14 protein-coding genes are annotated in these 19,312 nt (G+C 76.5%); 6 read left to right on the forward strand and 8 right to left on the reverse strand.

Annotation, left to right across the window (positions count from 1 at the left end; genetic code table 11):
• Nucleotides 1–7: 7 nt before the first annotated feature.
• A complete protein-coding gene (locus K1J50_RS06770) occupies nt 8–1,507 on the reverse strand; it encodes a DUF294 nucleotidyltransferase-like domain-containing protein (RefSeq protein WP_220116946.1) in 1,500 nt (499 codons plus the stop codon).
• Between the two features lie 214 nt (nt 1,508–1,721).
• Here K1J50_RS06770 and K1J50_RS06775 point away from each other — a divergent pair, with 214 nt between their 5' ends.
• The 3 genes from K1J50_RS06775 to K1J50_RS06785 all read left to right on the forward strand — a co-directional run bounded on the left by K1J50_RS06775 (nt 1,722) and on the right by K1J50_RS06785 (nt 4,866).
• On the forward strand, nt 1,722–2,789 hold the full coding sequence (locus tag K1J50_RS06775; protein WP_220116947.1) for a glycosyltransferase family 2 protein: 1,068 nt from the start codon (nt 1,722–1,724) through the stop codon (nt 2,787–2,789).
• 42 nt (nt 2,790–2,831) lie between these two features.
• Nucleotides 2,832–3,896: a bifunctional GNAT family N-acetyltransferase/(deoxy)nucleoside triphosphate pyrophosphohydrolase gene (locus tag K1J50_RS06780; RefSeq protein ID WP_220116948.1), complete on the forward strand. Its 1,065-nt coding sequence runs from the start codon at nt 2,832–2,834 to the stop codon at nt 3,894–3,896.
• Between the two features lie 196 nt (nt 3,897–4,092).
• Nucleotides 4,093–4,866 carry a competence/damage-inducible protein A gene (locus K1J50_RS06785; RefSeq protein WP_220116949.1) on the forward strand — a complete coding sequence of 258 codons (774 nt, stop codon included), beginning with the start codon at nt 4,093–4,095 and terminating at the stop codon, nt 4,864–4,866.
• A gap of 61 nt (nt 4,867–4,927) precedes the next feature.
• Here the strand turns inward: K1J50_RS06785 and K1J50_RS06790 are convergent, their stop codons facing one another.
• Nucleotides 4,928–5,446: a cupin domain-containing protein gene (locus tag K1J50_RS06790; protein ID WP_220116950.1), complete on the reverse strand. Its 519-nt coding sequence runs from the start codon at nt 5,444–5,446 to the stop codon at nt 4,928–4,930.
• A 182-nt stretch (nt 5,447–5,628) separates the two neighbouring features.
• Here K1J50_RS06790 and K1J50_RS06795 point away from each other — a divergent pair, with 182 nt between their 5' ends.
• Nucleotides 5,629–6,099, forward strand: coding sequence for an Lrp/AsnC family transcriptional regulator (locus K1J50_RS06795; protein ID WP_220116951.1), 471 nt, complete (start codon nt 5,629–5,631; stop codon nt 6,097–6,099).
• An 82-nt stretch (nt 6,100–6,181) separates the two neighbouring features.
• Entirely contained in the window at nt 6,182–6,877 is a 696-nt protein-coding gene (gene aat / locus K1J50_RS06800) for a leucyl/phenylalanyl-tRNA--protein transferase (RefSeq protein ID WP_220116952.1), read from the forward strand.
• Nucleotides 6,878–6,967: 90 nt separating this feature from the next.
• Here aat and K1J50_RS06805 read toward each other — a convergent pair whose 3' ends face one another.
• The 6 genes from K1J50_RS06805 to K1J50_RS06830 form a co-directional block, all read right to left on the reverse strand.
• The gene (locus K1J50_RS06805; RefSeq protein WP_220116953.1) at nt 6,968–7,957 is read right to left on the reverse strand and encodes a tripartite tricarboxylate transporter substrate-binding protein; all 990 of its coding nucleotides are present in this window, start codon (nt 7,955–7,957) and stop codon (nt 6,968–6,970) included.
• Nucleotides 7,958–8,553: 596 nt separating this feature from the next.
• A complete protein-coding gene (gene lepA, locus K1J50_RS06810; RefSeq protein WP_220116954.1) occupies nt 8,554–10,359 on the reverse strand; it encodes a translation elongation factor 4 in 1,806 nt (601 codons plus the stop codon).
• A 207-nt stretch (nt 10,360–10,566) separates the two neighbouring features.
• Nucleotides 10,567–11,640 carry an NAD(P)-dependent oxidoreductase gene (locus K1J50_RS06815; protein ID WP_220116955.1) on the reverse strand — a complete coding sequence of 358 codons (1,074 nt, stop codon included), beginning with the start codon at nt 11,638–11,640 and terminating at the stop codon, nt 10,567–10,569.
• 100 nt (nt 11,641–11,740) lie between these two features.
• Complete coding sequence (locus K1J50_RS06820; RefSeq protein WP_220116956.1) at nt 11,741–13,027, reverse strand: thiolase family protein; 1,287 nt, start codon at nt 13,025–13,027, stop codon at nt 11,741–11,743.
• 58 nt (nt 13,028–13,085) lie between these two features.
• The gene (locus K1J50_RS06825) at nt 13,086–13,532 is read right to left on the reverse strand and encodes an OmpA family protein (protein ID WP_220116957.1); all 447 of its coding nucleotides are present in this window, start codon (nt 13,530–13,532) and stop codon (nt 13,086–13,088) included.
• A gap of 22 nt (nt 13,533–13,554) precedes the next feature.
• Nucleotides 13,555–14,796 carry a cupin domain-containing protein gene (locus K1J50_RS06830; RefSeq protein ID WP_220116958.1) on the reverse strand — a complete coding sequence of 414 codons (1,242 nt, stop codon included), beginning with the start codon at nt 14,794–14,796 and terminating at the stop codon, nt 13,555–13,557.
• A gap of 126 nt (nt 14,797–14,922) precedes the next feature.
• On the opposite strand from K1J50_RS06830, the gene K1J50_RS06835 reads away from it, so the two are divergent.
• Nucleotides 14,923–19,312, forward strand: a 4,390-nt coding sequence (locus K1J50_RS06835; RefSeq protein ID WP_220116959.1) for an NAD-glutamate dehydrogenase domain-containing protein, incomplete at its 3' end; no start/stop codon positions are given.

Genomic DNA, 19,312 nt, shown 5'->3' on the forward strand with positions numbered 1-19,312 from the left:
GCCGCGGCTACCATGGGCTGCCGGAGAAGGTCGCCAGCGCGGTCCGGGAGAAGCTGCGCACCGTGCGCAGGGCCTCGCGCAGCCGCGTCCGCGCCGCCCGGTCGAGCGCGGCGGTGTCCACCAGGTTGCCGGGCAGCCGCCCCTCCGCGTGGTCGGCGAGCTGCTGGCGGAGCAGGGCGTCGAGCAGCACGCCGCGCGCCTCCTCGAGCTCCGCCGCCTCCGCCCCGCCGAGCACACCGAGCGCCGCGAGGCCGGCCAGCCGCGCCGCCGTCCCGCTGTGCGTCACGCCGTGCCGCAGCGCGAGCAGCCGCGCCGCCGCGACCAGGGGCATCAGCCCGTGCAGCTTGAGGTCGGTGCGCCGCCCCGGCCCCGGCTCGTCGTCGGCGAACCCGCCCCACAGGGTCAGCCCGACGCCGAGCCGCGCGTCCTGCGCCGCCAGCGCGTGCAGGAGCGCGGGGGCGGCGCGCAGCAGCGCGTGCAGATGGGCCCGCAGCAGCGGCGCCGGCGCCGCCTCGCCCCAGGCGGTGCGCACCTCGCCGGCCTCGTCGGTCAGCGCCCCGCCGCCCTCGGGCCAGGCCTCGGCGGCGGCGGCGAAGTCGAAGGCGATGTCGGCGAACAGCAGCGCCGCCCCGGCGCGGCGGCGCGTCCACAGCGCGAACTGCTCGCGCCATTGCGGCAGCGTCTTCCGCCACAGGGGGTTGCGCGCCATCACCCCGCCCTTGCAGAGCGGGAATCCCGCCGCGTCCAGGGCCGCGTTCAGCGCCTCGGCGAAGGGCCGGAACCAGGCGTCCACGCGGTCGTGCTCGGCGTCCGGATAGTCGGCCAGGATCAGGCCGTTGTCCTGGTCCGGCCGCAGCAGGCTCTCGCCCCGCCCTATGCTGCCCATCAGCAGCAGGGTGAAGGGCACCGGCGGCGGCGTCGGCTGCGCGGCGAGCACCCGCTCCAGCACGCGCCGGTGCAGGTCCGCGTTGATGCCGCTCACCAGGCCGACGATCTCCGCCGCCGGCACCCCTTCCGCCAGCAGCGAGCCGGCGAGCCCGGCCTGGGCGCGCTTGACCGCCGCGTCGTCGCCCGCGAGCGCGTCGAGGTGCGCGATGCGCCAGCCCGCGGTCGCGACCAGCAGCGCCTCGCGCCCGAGCACCCCGACGCAGCGGCCCGCGGCGTCGAGCACCGGCAGGTGGCGCAGCCCGCGCGCCCGCAGCAGCGCGAGGGCGCGCCAGAGATGCTCGTGCGCCCGGCAGGCGATGACCGGCGCGCTCATCGCGGCGGAGAGCGGCGCCTCCAGGGGCAGCAGCCCGGCGACGCGGCGCAGCACGTCCTGCTCGGTCAGGATGCCGACCGGCCGGCCCGCGGCATCGAGCGCGAACAGCGCCGAGGCGCCCGCCGCGCGCATCGTGGCGAGCGCCACGCCGAGCGGCGTGTCCGGCGGCAGCCCGGGCGGGGGTGGCGCCATCGCCTCGGCGACCCGTCGGGTGAGGGCGGCGGCGGGGGAGGAGGGAGCAGGCATCGGGCCCCTTCCGGATGACGGCCAGGCCCCGAGCCTGTCACCCGGGCACGGCGGGCGGAAGAGGCGCGATCCGCACCGCGCGGCCACACGGCGGCGTGCCTCGATGTTGACGCGGTTCCGCCCCATCCTAGTGTGGCGCCGCCGCGCCCCGGCCCGCCGCACCCCGCGCGGGAGGTCCCGGCCCGGCGCACGGAGCCCCCGCCCGCTGCCGCCCATGCCCGACACCGCCAGCCTCGCCCCGGTCCCCGCCGCGCCCGCGGCGGAGGCGCCCCGCCCCGCCCTCTCGGTCGTCGTCCCGGCCTACAACGAGGAGGCGGTGCTCGACGCCTTCCACGCCCGCCTCGCCGCGGCGATGGACCGGATCGGCCTGCCCTGGGAGGTGGTGTACGTGAACGACGGCTCGCGCGACGGCACGCTCGCGCGGCTGCTCGCGCTCCGCGCCGCCGATCCGCGCGTCGCGCTGGTCAATCTCAGCCGCAACTTCGGCAAGGAGATCGCGCTGACCGCCGGCCTCGACCACGCCGCCGCGACCGACGCCGTCGTGGTCATAGACGCAGACCTCCAGGACCCGCCCGAGGTCATCCCCGAACTCGTCGCCGCCTGGCGCGAGGGCTACGACGTCGTCTACGCCCAGCGCACCGCCCGGCACGGGGAGGGCTGGTTCAAGCGCCTGACGGCCGCCGCCTTCTACCGCCTGATGCAGCATGTCGGCGGCCGCGTCGAGCTGCCCAAGGACACCGGCGACTTCCGCCTGATGAGCCGCCGCGCGGTGGACGCGCTGCTGCGCCTGCGCGAGCAGCACCGCTTCATGAAGGGCCTGTTCGCCTGGATCGGCTTCCCCTCGCGCGCCGTGCGCTACGAGCGCCACCCGCGCGCCGCCGGCACGAGCAAGTGGAACTACTGGCGGCTGTGGAACCTCTCGCTCGAGGGCATCACCAGCTTCACCGTCGCCCCGCTCAAGATCGCCACCTATCTCGGCCTCGCGACCTCGGTCATCGCGCTCCTCTACGGCCTGCAGGTGGTGGTCAAGACAGTGCTGTTCGGCAACCCCGTGGCGGGCTATCCGAGCCTGATGACCGTCGTCCTCTTCCTCGGCGGGGTGCAGCTCATGACGCTTGGCATCATCGGCGAGTATCTCGGCCGCGTGTTCAACGAGGCCAAGCAGCGCCCGCTCTACATCGTCGAGCGCCACCTGCCGAGCGGCTCGCCGGCGGCCGAGGCGGAGCCGCCGCGCCCGCCCGGCGGCGCGGCGGCCGCCGCCCCCGTGCGCGCCGCCGGCTGAACCGCCCCGGACCGCCCGCCGAGCCAGGATTGCCGCCGCCGCATGTCAGGTTCCCGCCCCAGGCCCGCTCCCCCCGAGGCCGCGCCGCCGCCCCCGGCGCCGGAGCCGGACTTCGCCCCGCTCACCACCGAACGCCTGACCCTGCGCCCGCTGCGCCCCGAGGACGCGCCCGCCCTGCACCGCCTGGTCAACGACTGGGAGGTGGCCAAAAATCTCGCCCGCGTGCCGTTCCCCTATCCGCGCGAACTGGCGGACGAGTGGATCGCCTCCACCCGCGCGCGCCTCGTCACCGGCGAGGGCTACGACCTCGCCATCGTCGGCCGCGACGAGCAGGACCGCGAGGTGCTGCTCGGCTGCGTTGGCCTCCGGCTCGACACCCGGGCGCCGCGCACGGCCGAGCTCGGCTACTGGGTCGGGCGGCGCTTCTGGGGCCACGGCGTCGCCACCGAGGCGGCGGGGCGGCTGCTGCGCTGGGGCCTCGCCCATCTCGACATAGACCGGGTCGAGGCCGAGGCGCTGCCGGACAATGTGCGCTCGGCCGCCGTGTTGCGCCGGATCGGCTTCCGCGAGGCCGGGGAGGGCGTGACGGAGTTCCTCTCCCGCGGCGGCCCGCTGCCGGTGCGGCGGTTCGTGGCAGGGCGCGAGGACCTGCCCGGGGCGGAGGGCGGCCAGGAGGCGGCGCCGGCCGCGGCGGCCCCGGCCCAGGGCAAGCCCATCGTCCTGGTCGCCGCGGTCGCGCTGATCGACGCCGACGGCCGCGTGCTCCTCGCCCGCCGGCCGGAGGGCAAGCCGCTCGCCGGCCTCTGGGAGTTCCCGGGCGGCAAGGTCCACCCCGGCGAGACCCCGGAGGCGGCGCTGATCCGCGAGCTGAAGGAGGAGCTCGGCATCGACGTCGCCGAGAGCTGCCTCGCCCCCTTCGCCTTCGCCAGCCACGGCTACGAGCGCTTCCACCTGCTCATGCCGCTCTATCTCTGCCGGCGCTGGAGCGGCGCGGTGGTCGCGCGGGAGGGCCAGGCGCTCGCCTGGGTGCGGCCGCAGCGCCTCGGCGACTACGCCATGCCGCCGGCCGACAGGCCGCTGGTGGCGCTGCTGCGGGACTTCCTGTAGCGGGCACCGCCTCCCCGGTGCTTTCATCCCCGGCGACGGCATCGGAGGCCGGCCGCATGCGCCCGATCCGCGCCCGCGCCCCGGGGGAGGGAGGCCGCGCCCCGGCGGCGCGGGGCGAGGGCGCGCCGCACCCCGGCCCCCGCCGCCGCGCCGTCCGGTCCGCGGCCGCCGCCTGCCTTCCGGAGTCGGAGCCCCCATGACGACGACCGCCAACCCCACCGCCTGCGTCCTCATCATCGGCAACGAGGTGCTCTCCGGCCGCACCCAGGACGCGAACCTGCAGTATCTCGCCCGCCGCCTCGGCGAGATCGGCATCGCGCTGCGCGAGGCGCGCGTCCTGCCCGACGACCGCGCCGCGATCGTCGCCGCCGTCAGCGAGGTGCGGGCGAGGTACGACCACGTCTTCACCACCGGCGGCATCGGCCCGACGCACGACGACATAACCAGCGAATGCATCGCCGAGGCCTTCGGCGTGCCGTGGGAGCCGCATCCGGCGGCCTGGGCGCTGCTCGAGAACTACTACCGCCATCGCAACCCGCCGGGCGACTTCAACCCGGCGCGCCAGCGCATGGCCACCATGCCGCGCGGCGCGACGCTGATCGAGAACCCGGTCTCCCTCGCCCCCGGCTTCACCATCGGCAACGTCCACGTGCTCGCCGGCGTGCCGCGCGTGATGCAGGCGATGTTCGAGTCGCTCGCGCCGCGGCTGCGCGGCGGGCCGCCCATCGTCTCGCGCACGGTGCACGCGGACGGGCTGATGGAGGGCCGCATCGCCGAGGGCCTGGCCGACATCCAGCAGCGCTGGCCGGCGGTGGAGATCGGCAGCTATCCCTACTACCGCCCGGCGGGCGGCGGCGTCGCGGTGGTGGCGAAGGGCACCGACCCCGAGCAGGTGCGGGCGGCCGCGCACGACGTGGCGGCGTTCCTGCGCGCCTGCGGCGGGCATCCGGTGGAGGGCGAGCCGGCGTAGGCCGCGCGCGGACGGCCGGTTCCGCCCGGGCGCGAAGGCGGGGGAGGGGCGGCCGCGCGGCCTACGCCGCCGGCGCGGCCTCGACCGCCTCGTAGGGATCGCGCCTCACGCGCTCCATGTTGACGCCCTCGATGCGCAGCAGGCGGGTCGGCCCGTCGCGCCGGGGCGAGTGCAGCACGCCCGGCTCGTAGAGGTGCGCGTCGCCCGGACGCAGCACGTAGTCGCGCAGGCGCCGCGCCTTGCCCGGCCGGCCTTCCGCCGGACGGGCGACGCACTCCCAGTCGGTCATCACCGTCTCGCCCGCCACCTGGCCGTAGATCGCCCAGGAGGGGCCGTGGTCGTGCGGCGGGCTGCCCTTCGGCCCCGCATAGCCGTGGGCGAGGATGGCGAAGCCGAGCTCCGGGTCCTCGTAGAGCACCTTCCGCTCCGGCGTGCCCTCCGGGATGTAGGCGGCGACGAAGGCCGGATCCCGCAGCGCCTCCTTCACCAGGGCGCAGACCCTCTGCCGGCCCTCGGGGCCGGGATGGGCCATCAGGGCCTCGCGGCACCGCGCCGCGAACTGTTCGAGCGGGATGCCCATGGGCGGAACCTCCGGGGCTTCGCGTGGCGGATGCGGCGAGGCTAGCAGCCCCCGGCCCGCGCCGGGAAGCGGCAACCCCGCCGCGGCGCGGCGGAAGCCCTCGCGCCCTTCGCGTCACCCTTCCCGCGCGAATCTCGCCCTCTTCCGTTCCGCCCGCCCCGAAAGGCGCATATCCTCCGGCCATGGACGCGATAGACCGGAAGATCGTCGTCGCCCTGCAGCAGGACGGCAGCGCGGGGCTGGCGGAACTCTCCAAGGTCGCGGGGCTTTCCGTCTCCGCCACCGCGGAGCGGGTGAAGCGGCTCGAGGAGCGCCAGGTGATCCGCGGCTGGCGCGCCGACCTCGACCCGGTCGCGGTCGGCTGCCCGCTGCTCGCCTTCGTCTTCGTCGCCCTGCGCGGCGGGACGAAGGAGGAGGCGGCCTTCCGCAAGGCGATGCGGCGCGAGGAGACGGTGCTGGAATGCCATCAGGTCAGCGGCGCCTGGACCCATCTGCTGAAGCTGCGCCTCGCCGACCTCGCCGCGCTCGAGGCCTTCCTCGCCGGCCTGCGAGGGCAGTCCGCGGTGGACCGGACGGAGGTGCTGGTCGCCCTCGCCACGGCGAAGGAGACCGCGATCCTCCCCGTCGCCCCCGCCCCGCCGGAGGAGGAGTGACCCGCCGCCGTCCCGCCGCCGTTCCCGCGGCGCGGCCTCCTGCGGCATACTCGCTGCCGAGGTCCGCCGTCACCGCCGCGTCATGAGCCGCCGCGCCTTCGAGATCACCCCCGAGCTGATGCTCCGCGCCTACCGCGCGGGCCTGTTCCCGATGGCGGAGAGCCGGTCGGGGGAGCGGCTCTACTGGCTCGATCCCGAGCTGCGCGGCGTGCTGCCGCTCGATGAGGGCTTCCACCTGCCGCGGCGGCTCGCGCGCACCGTGCTCTCCGGCCGCTTCCGGGTGAGCGCGGACGCGGACTTCGCCGCCGTGATCGCGGGCTGCGCGGCGCGCGCGCCGGGGCGCGAGGACACCTGGATCAACCCGGAGATCGAGCGCCTGTTCGGCGCCCTGCACCAGCAGGGCCACGCCCACTCGGTCGAGGTCTGGAACGCCGAGGGGCGGCTCGCCGGCGGCCTCTACGGCGTGGCGCTGGGCGGGGCGTTCTTCGGCGAGAGCATGTTCAGCCGCGAGCGCGACGCCTCCAAGGTGGCCCTGGTGCATCTCGTGGCGCGGCTCCGCCTCGGCGGCTTCACGCTGCTCGACACCCAGTTCCTGACCGCGCACCTCGCGCAGTTCGGCGCGCTGGAGATCCCGCGCGCGGAGTACAGGCGCCGCCTCGCCCGGGCGATGGAGGTGCCGGCGCGCTGGCTGCCCGCCGTGCCGCCCGCGGCGCTGGAGGCGGAAATCCGCAGGATGCGGGCCGGCCCGGCGGAGGCCGGGCCGGGCAAGGAGCCGTAGAGCCGGTCACGGACGGGGCGCCGTCGCCGCGCGCCCGGCCGCGGGCGGCGAGGCGGCAGCGGCCCTCGCCGCCGGGCGGCCGCGCCGCCGTCAGTCCGCGTACTGGCCCGCCGCCTGGATCAGCGGCCGCCAGCGCGCGATCTCCGCCATCCAGAACTGGCGGTGGAACTCCGGCGTCGCCTGCTCCTCCGGCACCGGCGTGGTGCCGAGGTCGGCGAAGCGCTGCACCACCTTGGGGTCCTTGAGCGCCGCCTGCAGCGCGCGCGAGAGCCGCTCGATCACCGGCCGCGGCGTGCCGCGCGGCGCGTAGAGCCCGTGCCAGATCGTCACCTCGAGGTCCGGCAGCCCGGCCTCGGCCGCGGTCGGGACGTTCGGCAGGCTGGGCACGCGCTCGCGCGTGGTGACGGCGAAGACCTTGATCTCGCCGGCGCGGATCTGCTCGGTGGTGTTGGTGGTCTGGTCGCACATCAGGTCCACGCGGCCGGAGAGCAGCTCCTGCATCGCGGGCCCCGTGCCGCGGAAGGGCACGGTCGTCATCGGCGCGTCCACCTTGCTCATCAGCAGCAGGCCGCAGAGGTGCGAGGCGGCGCCGATGCCGGCGTTGGCGTAGTTCAGCTTGTCGCGCTCGCGGCGGATCACCGCGATCGCCTCCTGCAGGGTGTTGGCGGGGAAGTCCTTGCGCGCCACCAGCGTCATCGGCACCGCGGTGATCAGGCCGATGGTCTCGAAGCCGTTGATCGGGTCGTAGGGCAGGCGCCGGTAGAGGGTGGGGATGGTCGCCATGCCGATGTGGTGCAGCAGCAGGGTGTAGCCGTCCGGCCGCGCCTGCGCGACGCGCGCGGCGCCGAGCGTGCCGCCGGCCCCGCCGACGTTCTCCACCACCACGGTCTGGCCGAGGTCGCGGCTCATCGCCTCGGCGATCAGGCGCGCCACGGTGTCGGTCGGGCCGCCGGCGGCGAAGGGCACCACGATGGTGACGGTGCGGGTGGGGTAGGAGGCCTGGGCGCGGGCGGCCAGCGGGGCGGCCGCAAGGCCCAGCACGGCGGGCGCGACGAGCGCGCGCCGGGAGAGTGTTGCCATGGCGGGTTCTCCTCCTTCGTGCAGCGCCGGTGCCGTGCGGCCGTTCCCGGGCCTGTCGGGCGGCCGGGACGGCTGTCAAGGCCGTCGCGTCGCGCGCGATGGCCTTTCCGCCCCACCGCCTCCGGCTCTGCGGCGCCGGGATTCACGGTCCTGTTGCAACAGTCTAGCCTGTTCCCATACCGAATCCAGACCCGCTCGGCCCGCTGCTCGCCTGCGCGGCGGCGGTGCGCCGGGATCCCCGCGCCAGCCCGCTCGTGCGCGAGGCGCCCGGCCGCGCGCCGGCCGGGGCGGACCCGGCGCCATGAGCAACGCCGCCGGCAGGACGCCGCCGCGGCCCGCCCTCTTCGCCGCCCACGACCCCGCGCCGCGCACGCCGGAGCGCATGGCCCCGCGCGCCCCCGGCTGCTCGCCCTGCTCGCGGCGGCGCGGGCGGCGGCGGCCCTGCTGTTCCACACCACGGCGAACCGGCTGCCCGAGGCGGAGCGCGAGGCGCTGCGCGCCGCCTTCCGTGCCGGGATGGAACGGCTGGCGGCGGCCGGCCGCGCGGAGGAGTAGGCCGGGCGCCGCCCGAGCGGGCCGGCGCGGCGCCCGCCCGCTCAGGCGTCCATCTTCAGCGCCGCGATGAAGGCGCTCTGCGGGATCTCGACCTTGCCGAACTGGCGCATGCGCTTCTTGCCCTCCTTCTGCTTCTCGAGCAGCTTGCGCTTGCGCGTGATGTCGCCGCCGTAGCACTTGGCGGTGACGTCCTTGGCCAGCGCCGGGATCGTCTCGCGCGCGATGATGCGCCCGCCGATCGCCGCCTGGATCGGGATCTTGAAGAGCTGGCGCGGGATCAGGTCCTTCAGCTTCTCGCAGATCGCCCGTCCGCGCCTCTCCGCCGCCGAGCGGTGCGCCATGAAGGAGAGCGCGTCCACCGGCTCGCCGTTGACGAGGATCGTCACCTTGACGAGGTCGCTCTCGGCGTAGCCGTCCATCACGTAGTCGAAGCTCGCGTAGCCGCGCGAGACCGACTTCAGCCGGTCGTAGAAGTCGAACACCACCTCGTTCAGCGGCAGGCGGTAGACCGCCATGGCGCGGCTGCCGACGTAGGTGAGCTCCACCTGCTGCCCGCGCCGCTCGTTGCAGAGCGTGAGCACGGCGCCGAGGTAGTCGTCGGGGACGAGGATGGTCGCCTTGATCCACGGCTCCTCGATCGCCGCGATCCGCGTCGGGTCCGGCATGTCGGCCGGGTTGTGCAGCTCGGTCACGCGCCCGTCGGTCCAGCGCAGCCGGTAGACGACGGAGGGCGCGGTCGCGATCAGCTCGAGGCCGAACTCGCGCGCGAGGCGCTCCTGCACGATCTCGAGGTGCAGAAGGCCGAGGAAGCCGCAGCGGAAGCCGAGCCCGAGCGCGGCCGAGGTCTCCGGCTCGTAGTGGAAGGCGGCGTCGTTGAGGCGGAGCTTGGCCAGGCTGTCGCGCAGCTTCTCGAAGTCGTCGGCGTCCACCGGGTAGAGGCCGCACCACACCACCGGCACGCTCGGCTTGAATCCGGGCAGCGGCTCGGCCGCGGGGTTGCGGTCGTCGGTGATGGTGTCGCCCACCTTGGTGTCGGCCACCGTCTTGATCGCCGCGGTGAGGTAGCCGATCTCGCCCGGCCCCAGCTCCTCCACCGCCACCATCTTCGGGGTGAAGACGCCGACCTGCTCCACCGTGTGCACCGCGCCGGTGGACATCATGCGGATGCGCTGGCCCTTGCGCAGCCGCCCGTCCTTGACGCGCACCAGCACGACGACGCCGAGATAGGGGTCGTACCAGCTGTCCACCAGCAGCGCCTTGGTCGGGGCCTCCGCGTCGCCCCGGGGCGGGGGGAGGCGCGTCACGATCGCCTCCAGCACCGCCTCGACGTTGAGCCCGGTCTTGGCGCTGATCGGGATCGCCTCCGAGGCGTCGAGGCCGATCACCTCCTCGATCTGCTGCTTGACCCGCTCCGGCTCGGCGGCGGGGAGGTCGATCTTGTTCAGCACCGGCACGATCTCGTGCCCGGCCTCGATCGCGTGGTAGACGTTGGCGAGCGTCTGCGCCTCCACCCCCTGCGAGGCGTCCACCACCAGCAGCGAGCCCTCGCAGGCGGCGAGGCTGCGGCTCACCTCGTAGGCGAAGTCCACGTGGCCGGGCGTGTCCATCAGGTTCAGCACGTACTCCTGCCCGTCCTTCGCCCGGTAGCGCAGGCGCACGGTCTGCGCCTTGATGGTGATGCCGCGCTCGCGCTCGAGCTCCATCGAGTCCAGCACCTGCTCCTTCATCTCGCGCTCGGAGAGCGCGCCGGTGAGCTGGATCAGCCGGTCGGCCAGCGTGGACTTGCCGTGGTCGATGTGCGCGATGATCGCGAAGTTGCGGATGCGGGCGGGCGGGATGTCGGTCATCGGGAATCCGGCGGGCGCCGGCGGGCGGGGGCGGCGGCCGGCGGCTGTTTCCGCTCAGATAGGCCAGACCGCCCGGAATTCAAAGCTTTGGCCCGCGGCGCCGCAGGGCGCCGGCGGGGCCCGGCCGCGACGGCGGGACGCCCGCGGCGGCGTGCTCTCCGGCGGCCGCGCCGGGAGGGAGCGCGGCCGCCCCCGCTCCGCCCGGCCTCAGAATGCCGGCGCGCGGCCGAACGCCTCCGCCCAGCGGGCGCGGTAGCGCTCGAGCGCCTGCGGGTTCTGCAGCCGTGGCGGAAGGCGGCCGGCGGCGATCTCGGCGAAGGCCTCGACCGCGTAGCGGGCGATGCGCCGCCGGCTCTCCTCGGTCACCCCCGCCGTGTGCTGGGTGGCGATCACCCGCGGATGGGCGAGCAGCGGATGGTCGGTGGGCGGCGGCTCGTCCACCCAGACGTCGAGCCCGGCGCCGGCGAGGTGGCCGGATTCGAGCGCCTCGAGCAGCGCCGCCTCGTCGTGGATGCCGCCGCGCGCGGTGGTGACGAACACCGCGCCCCGGCGCATCGCGGCGAAGGCCGCGGCGCCGAACATGCCGCGCGTCGTCGCGTCGTAGGGGCAGTGCAGCGAGACCACGTCGCTCTCGGCGAGCAGCGTCGGCAGCTCCACCTTCTCCGCCCCGCGCGCGGCCACCGTCGCGGCGTCGAGATAGGGGTCGGCCGCCAGCACCCGGCAGCCGAAGGCCGCGCGCAGGATCGCGGCGACGCGCGTCCCCACATGGCCGATCCCGACCAGCCCGACCGTGCGCCCCGCGATCTCGCGCCCCATGAAGGCGGCGCGGTCCTCGGCCCGCCCGGCGCGCATCGCCGCCGCCGTCTCCGGCATGCGCTTGAGCAGCGCGAGCATCATGCCGACCGCGTGCTCGGCCACCCCCTGGGCGTTGGCGCCGGCCTGGTTGACCACCGCCACCCCGGCATCGGTGCAGGCGGCGACGTCGATCGGGTCGAAGCCGGCGCCCGAGCTCACCGCGGCGAGCAGGTTCGGCACCGCCGCCAGGAACTCCGCCGTCACGTGCATCGGCCGCGGCAGCTCCTGGCGCGAGGCCCGCACGTAGTAGGCGTGGCAGGAGCGGAGCTGGGCGCGCATCGCCTCGCCCGACTCGCTCGGCGCGATCTCGACCAGTTCGAGTTCGGGGTGGGCGCGCGCCGCCTCGAAGAAGGAGGGGTGCGGCGGCCTGCCGAGATAGCCGATCCTGAGCCGCGCCGGCGCGCCGCCGGCCCTGCTGTCCTGCATCCGTCCCGGGTCCCTGCGCTGGAAGACGGCGCCACCATGCCAGCCGCGGCGGCGGCCGGCTAGAGGCGCCCCCGGCCCGCCGCCTGCGCCGGCGCCGCCGTCAGCGCACGCCGGTGCCGCCCGCCTCCGGGTTCTCGATCAGCAGCGCGATGCCCTGGCCGCCGCCGATGCAGGCGGAGGCGATGCCGAAGCGCCCGCCGCTGCGCCGGAGCTCGCGCGCCAGCGTCACCGCGAGGCGCAGGCCGGTCGCGGCGAGCGGATGGCCGATCGCGATGGCGCCGCCGTTCACGTTGAGCCGGTCCTCGTCGATCCCGAGCTCCCGCGCGCAGGCCATCACCTGCGCCCCGAACGCCTCGTTGATCTCGAAGCGGGCGATCTCGCCGAGGGCGAGGCCGGTGCGGGCGAGCAGCGCGCGGATCGCCGGCACCGGGCCGATGCCCATGATCTCCGGCGGGCAGCCGACGGCGACCCCCGCCACCAGGCGCGCGAGCGGGGCGCGGCCGCGCGCCCGCGCCCAGGCGCCGGAGACGACCACCGCCGCCGCCGCGCCGTCCACCATGCCGGAGGAATTGCCGCCGGTCTGCACCCCGCCGAAGGCCGGCCGGATCCTCGCCAGCGCCTCCACCGGCGAGGGGCGGACATGGGTGTCGGCGGAGACCTCCTCGACGCCGCGCGGCAGGGCGATGGCGCGCTCGGCGCAGCCCTCGCGGGCGAAGACCTCGTTCCGCACCGGGACGATCTCGCCCGCGAGGAAGCCGCTCGCCTGCGCCGCCAGCGCCCGCTCGAAGCTGCGCGCGGCGAAGGCGTCCACCTCGGCGCGGGTGATCCGGTAGCGGCGCGCGAGCTCCTCCGCCGTGCCGCCCATGGTCGCGCCGGGCGCGGGGTCGTGCAGCGCCTCCCACAGGAAGTCCTTGAACTCCACCCGGCCGAGCGGGAAGCCGGTGCGGTGGGTGAAGGCGGCGATCGGGTTGCGGCTCATGCTCTCGGTGCCGACGCAGAGCGCGACCGCGATCCCCTCCTTGTGCGTCACCGCGTCGGCGGCCTGGATCAGCGCCTCGATGCCGGTGCCGCAGAGCCGCTGGACGAGCACCGAGGGCACCGCGATCGGCACCCCGGCGTAGAGGCCGACGTGGCGCGGCAGGTAGAGCGCATCGAAGCCGCCCGGGGCGAGGCTGCCGGCGATCACCGTGTCCACCTCCTCCGGCGCCACGGCGGCGCGCGCGAGCGCCTCGCGCGCCGCCTTGATGCCGAGGTCGGTCGGCGAGACCTGGGCGAAGGGGCCGCAGAGATCGGCGAAGGGCGTGCGCACCCCGTCGAGCAGCCAGGCGTCCTCCCAGGCGGAGCCGAGGGCGCGGTCCGCGGGGCGCGCGGGGGCGGCGTCGGGCATCGGTCGGTGCTCTCCCTGCGGCAAGACGGCCGGCGGCGATCCTCGCCCGGGGGCCGCGCTACGGCGTCACCGGCGCCGGCAGGACGACGACGACCGCGCCGCGCGCGGCCGCGGGGTCGCGCCGCAGGCGCGGGCTGAAATTGGCGTGGCGGGCCTCCGCCCGGATGCGGTCGCGCTCCACCCCCATCGCCGCGAGCCGCTCCGCCACCGCGCGGGCGCGGCTCGCCGCCAGGCGCTGGCCGGTGGTGGCGCCCCCCTCGTCCGGGGCGGCATGGCCGAGCACGCAGACCAGGCGTTCCGGCTGCTCGCGCGCGAGCTGCGCCGCGGCGGCGAGCGGGCTGCGCGCCGCCTCCTCGATCGTCGCGCCGCCGCGCGCGAAGGGAACGGCGAAGACGTCGTCCTCGAGCCGTTCCGCGCCGACGCAGCTGAACGAGCGCGGCTGCGCCGCCGCCGGCGGCGCGGCGGCGAGCAGCAGCGCCAGCGGGAGGAGGAATGCCGCCGCCATGTCCGCCGCCGCGCGCTCCCGCTCAGGCGGCCACCGCGGCGAGCACGCCCGCCGCGCAGAGCCGGGCGAGCAGTCCGGGCGCGTCCACCGCCGGGTGCGCCGCGCGCAGCTCGGCCTCGGTCACGTCGGGCCGCGCCAGGATCCAGCCGGCCGCCGCCGCCTCCGCGGCGGAAAGCGGCAGCGCCGCCCCCCCCTGCGGCCCTTTCAGCACGAACTCCGCGCCGCGCCGCACCGGCCGCGCGCCGTTCGCGACCACGCGGAAGACCGCGTCCTCCCCGCGCCCTGCCTCGGCGTCGCCCGCGGCGGGCGGCGCCAGGCCGCGCGCCGCGAGCAGGTCGTAGCCGCCGCGACGGAAGCGGAACTCGCGCACCATCCGTTCGAGCGCCGCCGTCACCGCCGGGTCCCGGCACAGCTCGGCGAGGCGCCCGCCGAGCTGCGCCGCCCGGGCGGTGAGCGCGAACCTCGCCGCCGCGCTGCCGTCCTGGCGCGGCAGCGGCTTGCGGAATTCCACGTCGTGCAGCACGCGCTCGAGCAGCACCTGCAGGAAGTCCATCCCGAGCGGCGCGTGCACGCCGTAGGCCACGTGCACCGAGGCCGGCGCCTCGGCCAGCGCGTCGTGGTACCAGCCGCGCGGCAGGTAGAGCAGGTCGCCCGGCCTCATCACCACCCGCGCGCGCAGCGCCCCCTTGGCGCGCTCGTGGTGCTCCTGGCCCTCGGCACGGAACGCCGGATGGGCGATCGGCCACTCGGCGCGGCCCTCCCAGATGTTCCAGGTCTTCTCGCCCTCGACCTGCACCGCCCAGACGTCGTGGGTGTCGTAGTGCGCCGGGAAGGCCTTGTGGCTCTGCCAGGAGATGTACACGTTGGCCTGCGCCTTGCCGAGCCCGGCCGCCTCCAGCGCCTCCGACACCGCAGCGAGGCCCGGGGTGAGGCTGTCCACGTCGTTCATCACGACGGAGGCGCCGCGCCGCACCCACTCCTGCACGCGGCGGGCGTCGGGCTGCAGGCCGGGCACGCCCTCGCGCGTGGTGGCGCGGACGCAGTACTGCTCGGGCGGCACCGGCACCCCGTCCAGGACCAGCCGCAGCGAGTGGCTGGTCCAGATGTGGGTCATGTCGAGCAGCCGGTTGATCTGGCGCCAGGACAGGACGGAGGCGAACTTCGCCGCCTCCCCGCGCAGGTGCAGCGGCTGGCGGTCGTGGTACTCGGCGAAGAAGGTCTCCGGCGCCATCGGCGCGAGGAGATCGGCGAGCGTCAGCGTCATGGTCCGACCCTAGCAGAACGCCCGCCGCGGCGGCAGGGCCGCCCCCGGGCGGCCGGGGCGGGCGCGCGGCGCTTGCCGCCCACCGGCCGCCCGGACGATCCTGGCGGCGCCCTGGGAGTTCCCCCGATGCCCGACGACGACCGAAGCGGCGGCCTCGACCTGCAGGACACGGCGCGGGAGGAGCTGCTGCGCGCGGCCGAGGAGGCGCTCTTCCGCCTGGCCCCCGACCTCCCGCCCGACGCCGCGGCGCTGCTGCGGCGGATGCACGCCGCGCTGACCACCGCCGAGCTCGCGGCGGAATCGCCGGAGTCGCTCGCCGCCGCCGCCGCCAGCCTGTGGTCCTTCGCCGCCGAGCGGCCGCCGCGCACCGCCAAGGTCCGCATCCTCCCCCCCGGCCCCGGACGCGGCCCGCGCGCGGTGGCGGAGATCGTCACCGACGACATGCCCTTCCTGGTGGACACCGCGCTCGCCGCGCTCTCGCTGCGCGGGCGGACGGTGCGGCGCCTGCTGCATCCCGTCGTCCCGGTGCGCCGCGACCCGGCGACCGGCCGCCTGCTGGCGATAGACCCCGCCTCGCCCGAGCGCGAGAGCATGATGCGCATCACGCTCGGCGGCGACGGCCCCGGCGCGGCCGCCGCGGCGGCGGGGGAGGACGACTGGGCCGGGCTCGAGGCGGCGCTGCGCCGCGCCATGGCCGACCTGCGCGCCGCCGTCGAGGACTTCCCCGCCATGCTCGCGCGGCTGCGCCAGGCCGAGGCCGAGCTCGCCGCCGCCCCGCGGGCCGCCGGCGACGGCGCCCTCGATCCGGCGGTCGCGCGCGAGTTCCTGCGCTGGCTGGCCGACGACAACTTCGTCCTGCTCGGCCACCGCCGCTTCGACCTCTCCCCGCAGGGCGGCCTCGCGGTGGCCGCGGCGGAGAATCTCGGCCTGCTGCGCGACCCCGCGGTGGCGGTGTTCGACGCCCTGCGCGACCTCTCGGCCGTCCCGCCCGCGGTGCGCGCGGCGCTGCTCGACCCGGCGGCGCCGCTCACGGTCGCCAAGGCCAACATGCGCGCCACCGTGCACCGCCCGCAGCACGCCGACGTGGTGGCGACGCGCATCTTCGGCGAGGACGGGCGGGTCCGGGGCGCGCGGCTGTTCCTCGGCCTGTTCGCCGCCTCCGCCTACAACCGCAACCCGCGCTCGATCCCGCTGCTGCGCGAGAAGACCGAGCGCATCCTCGCCATGGCCGGGGTCGAGCCGGACAGCCACGACGGGCGGGCGCTGCGCAACATCCTCGACACCTGGCCGCGCGACGAGCTGTTCCAGGCGCCGGAGGCGGAGATCCTGGCCGGCGCCCGCCGCGCCCTCGACCTGCAGATCCATCCGCGCGCGGCGCTGGTGCTGCGGCGCGACCCGTTCGGGCGCTTCGTCTCGGCGATCGCCTGGCTGCCGCGCGACACCTTCGACACGCGCCTGCGCGAGCGCGTCGGCGCCATGCTCGCGCGCGCCCATGCCGGCCGCCTCTCGGCCAGCTACGTCGCGGTCGGCGACGCCCCGCTCGCCCGCGTGCACTACATCATCGCCACCACCCCGGGCCGCGTCCCCGCGGTGGACGCGGCGGCGCTCGAGGCCGCGATCGCCGAGGCCGCGCGCGGCTTCCGCGACCGCCTGGCCGAGGCGCTCGCCGCGGAGGCGGGCGAGGCCGCGGCGGCGCGGCTGCTCGCGCGCTGGCGCGAGGCCTTCCCCCCCACCTACCGCGAGGTCGCCACCGCCGCCCAGGGCGTCGCCGACCTCCATCTCGCCGAGCGCGCGCTCGCCGCGGGCCGTCCCGCGGCGCGGATCGAGCGCGCCCCCGGCGCGCCGGCCGAGGCGCTGACGCTGCGCGTCGCCAACCCGGGAGGCGCCATCGCGCTCGCCGACGCGCTGCCGCTGTTCGAGAGCCTCGACCTGCGCGCGATCGAGGAGGTGGCCTACCGCCTGACCCCGGCGGACGCGGCGGAGGTGGTGCTGCACGTCTTCGCGCTGCGCGCCGCGGCCCCCTGCGGCGAGGAGCGCGACGCCGCGCTGCTCGAGGCGCTCGCCGCGCTGCAGGAGGGCCGGGCGGACGCGGACGGCTTCAACCGCCTGGTCCTGCGCGCCGGTCTCACCTGGCGCGAATGCTGGCTGCTGCGCGCCATGTTCCGCTGGCTCAAGCAGGTCGGCTTCCCCTTCGCCCAGCCGAGCGTCGAGGCGGCGCTCGCCGCCCACCCCGGGGCCGCGCGCATCCTCGTCGAGCTGTTCCATGCCCGCTTCGACCCCGCCCGGCCGCGCGATCCGGCGCGCGAGGCGGCGCTCGCGGCCGAGTGGGAGGCGCTGCTCGCCGGCGTCGAGAGCCCGGACGAGGACCGCATCCTCGCGCGCCTGATGACGCTCGCGCGCGCCGTGCTGCGCACCAACTTCTACCAGGGCAAGGACTATCTCGCGCTGAAGATCGCGAGCGGCGAGGCCGGGGAGATGCCCGCGCCCCGCCCGTGGCGCGAGATCTTCGTCCTCTCGCCGCGCATGGAGGGCTGCCACCTGCGCGCGGGTCCGGTGGCGCGCGGCGGGATCCGCTGGTCCGACCGGCGCGAGGACTTCCGCACCGAGATCCTCGGCCTGATGAAGGCGCAGGTGCTCAAGAACGTGGTCATCGTGCCGACCGGCGCCAAGGGCGGCTTCGTCCTCCGCCGCCCGCCGCCCGCCGCCGACCGCGAGGCGCTGCAGGCCGAGGGGATCGCCGCCTACCGCACCCTGATCCGCGCCATGCTCGACCTCACCGACAACATCGTCGGCGAGCGGATCGTCACGCCGGCCGGCATCGTGCGGCGCGACGGCGACGACCCCTACATCGTCGCCGCCGCCGACAAGGGCACCGCGAGCTTCTCCGACATCGCCAACCAGATCGCCGCCGAGTACGGCTTCTGGCTCGGCGACGCCTTCGCCTCCGGGGGCTCGACCGGCTACGACCACAAGCGCATGGGCATCACCGCGCGCGGCGCCTGGGTGATGATCGAGCGCCACTTCCAGGAGGCGCTCGGCCGCGGCGTGCACGAGGCGCCCTTCACCTGCGTCGGCGTCGGCGACATGAGCGGCGACGTGTTCGGCAACGGGATGCTGATCAGCCGCAGGACGCGCCTGCTCGCCGCCTTCGACCACCGCCATATCTTCGTGGACCCCGACCCCGACCCGGAGCTCTCCTACCAGGAGCGCGCGCGCCTCTTCGCCCTGCCGCGCTCCTCCTGGGCCGACTACGACCCGGCGAAGCTCTCCCCCGGCGGCGGCGTCCATCCGCGCAGCGCCAAGACCGTGCCGCTCTCGCCCGAGGCGCGCGCCCTGCTCGGCATCGCCGAGGAGAGGCCCGAGCCCGCCACGGTGATCCGCGCCATCCTGCGCGCGCCGGTGGACCTGCTCTACTTCGGCGGCATCGGCACCTACGTGAAGGCGAGCACGGAGAGCCACGCCGAGGTCGGCGACCGCGCCAACGACGCGGTGCGGGTGGACGGGCGCGAGGTCCGCGCGCGCGTCGTCGGCGAGGGCGCCAACCTCGCCTGCACCCAGGCCGGCCGGGTCGAGTATGCGCGGCTCGGCGCCGGCGGCCAGGGCGGGCGGATCAACACCGACGCGCTCGACAACTGCGCCGGCGTCTCGACCTCCGACCACGAGGTCAACATCAAGATCCTGCTCGCCGACGCGATGGCCGAGGGCGTCCTCACCCGCCGCCAGCGCGACGAGCTGCTCGCCGCGATGACCGACGAGGTCGCCGCGCTCGTCCTGCGCGACAACCACCGGCAGTCGCTCGCCGTCAGCCTCGAGGCCCTGCCGGGCGCGGAGGAGCTGCCGGCCCAGGCGGCGCTGATGGCGCGGCTCGAGGCCGAGGGCCTGCTGGACCGCGCGCTCGCCGGCCTGCCGGACGCGGCGGCGCTCGCCGCGCGGATCGCCGCCGGCCAGGCGCTGACGCGCCCCGAGATCGCCGCGCTGCTCCCCTTCGCCAAGCTCTGGCTCACCGACGCCATCGCGCAGGGCGGCCTGCCCGACGACCCGGCGCTCGAGCCGCTGCTCCTCGCCTACTTCCCGGCGCCGCTGCGCGAGGAGCGCTTCGCCCGCTTCGCCCGCCGCCACCGGCTGCGGCGCGAGCTGCTCGCCACCCTCCTCGCCAACGCGGTCGCCAACCGCCTCGGCTGCGCCGCGCTCGGGCGGCTGACCACCGAGGCCGCGCCGGCCCGCGCTGCCCGCGCCGCCTGGCTCGCCGACGCCGCCTTCGGCCTCGAGGCGGCGGCGGAGGCGATCGACGCCGCGCCGGCGCCGGCCGCGACCCGCCTCGCCGCGCTGCTCGCGCTGCGCCGGCTGCAGGAGGGGGCGGCGCGCGAATGGCTCGCCGCCGCGCCGGACCCCGAGGCGCCGCTGGCCGAGGCGGTGGCGCTGCTGCGCCCCGGCGTGGCGGCGCTCGTCGAGGCCGAGGCGGCGCGCGCCGGGGCCGCGGCGGCGGGCCTGCGCGCGGCGGGGCTGCCGGCGGAGC

This window comes from Caldovatus aquaticus (assembly GCF_019458025.1).
Lineage (GTDB): Bacteria > Pseudomonadota > Alphaproteobacteria > Acetobacterales > Acetobacteraceae > Caldovatus > Caldovatus aquaticus.

Bases quoted from the DNA above. Each gene is read 5' to 3' on its own strand.
- K1J50_RS06825 (WP_220116957.1), bottom strand. From the start codon at position 13,532: ATGGCGGCGGCATTCCTCCTCCCGCTGGCGCTGCTGCTCGCCGCCGCG.
- K1J50_RS06785 (WP_220116949.1), top strand. From the start codon at position 4,093: ATGACGACGACCGCCAACCCCACCGCCTGCGTCCTCATCATCGGCAAC.
- K1J50_RS06805 (WP_220116953.1), bottom strand. From the start codon at position 7,957: ATGGCAACACTCTCCCGGCGCGCGCTCGTCGCGCCCGCCGTGCTGGGC.
- lepA (WP_220116954.1), bottom strand. From the start codon at position 10,359: ATGACCGACATCCCGCCCGCCCGCATCCGCAACTTCGCGATCATCGCG.
- K1J50_RS06820 (WP_220116956.1), bottom strand. From the start codon at position 13,027: ATGCCCGACGCCGCCCCCGCGCGCCCCGCGGACCGCGCCCTCGGCTCC.
- aat (WP_220116952.1), top strand. From the start codon at position 6,182: ATGAGCCGCCGCGCCTTCGAGATCACCCCCGAGCTGATGCTCCGCGCC.
- K1J50_RS06770 (WP_220116946.1), bottom strand. From the start codon at position 1,507: ATGCCTGCTCCCTCCTCCCCCGCCGCCGCCCTCACCCGACGGGTCGCC.
- K1J50_RS06795 (WP_220116951.1), top strand. From the start codon at position 5,629: ATGGACGCGATAGACCGGAAGATCGTCGTCGCCCTGCAGCAGGACGGC.
- K1J50_RS06815 (WP_220116955.1), bottom strand. From the start codon at position 11,640: ATGCAGGACAGCAGGGCCGGCGGCGCGCCGGCGCGGCTCAGGATCGGC.
- K1J50_RS06775 (WP_220116947.1), top strand. From the start codon at position 1,722: ATGCCCGACACCGCCAGCCTCGCCCCGGTCCCCGCCGCGCCCGCGGCG.
- K1J50_RS06780 (WP_220116948.1), top strand. From the start codon at position 2,832: ATGTCAGGTTCCCGCCCCAGGCCCGCTCCCCCCGAGGCCGCGCCGCCG.
- K1J50_RS06790 (WP_220116950.1), bottom strand. From the start codon at position 5,446: ATGGGCATCCCGCTCGAACAGTTCGCGGCGCGGTGCCGCGAGGCCCTG.
- K1J50_RS06830 (WP_220116958.1), bottom strand. From the start codon at position 14,796: ATGACGCTGACGCTCGCCGATCTCCTCGCGCCGATGGCGCCGGAGACC.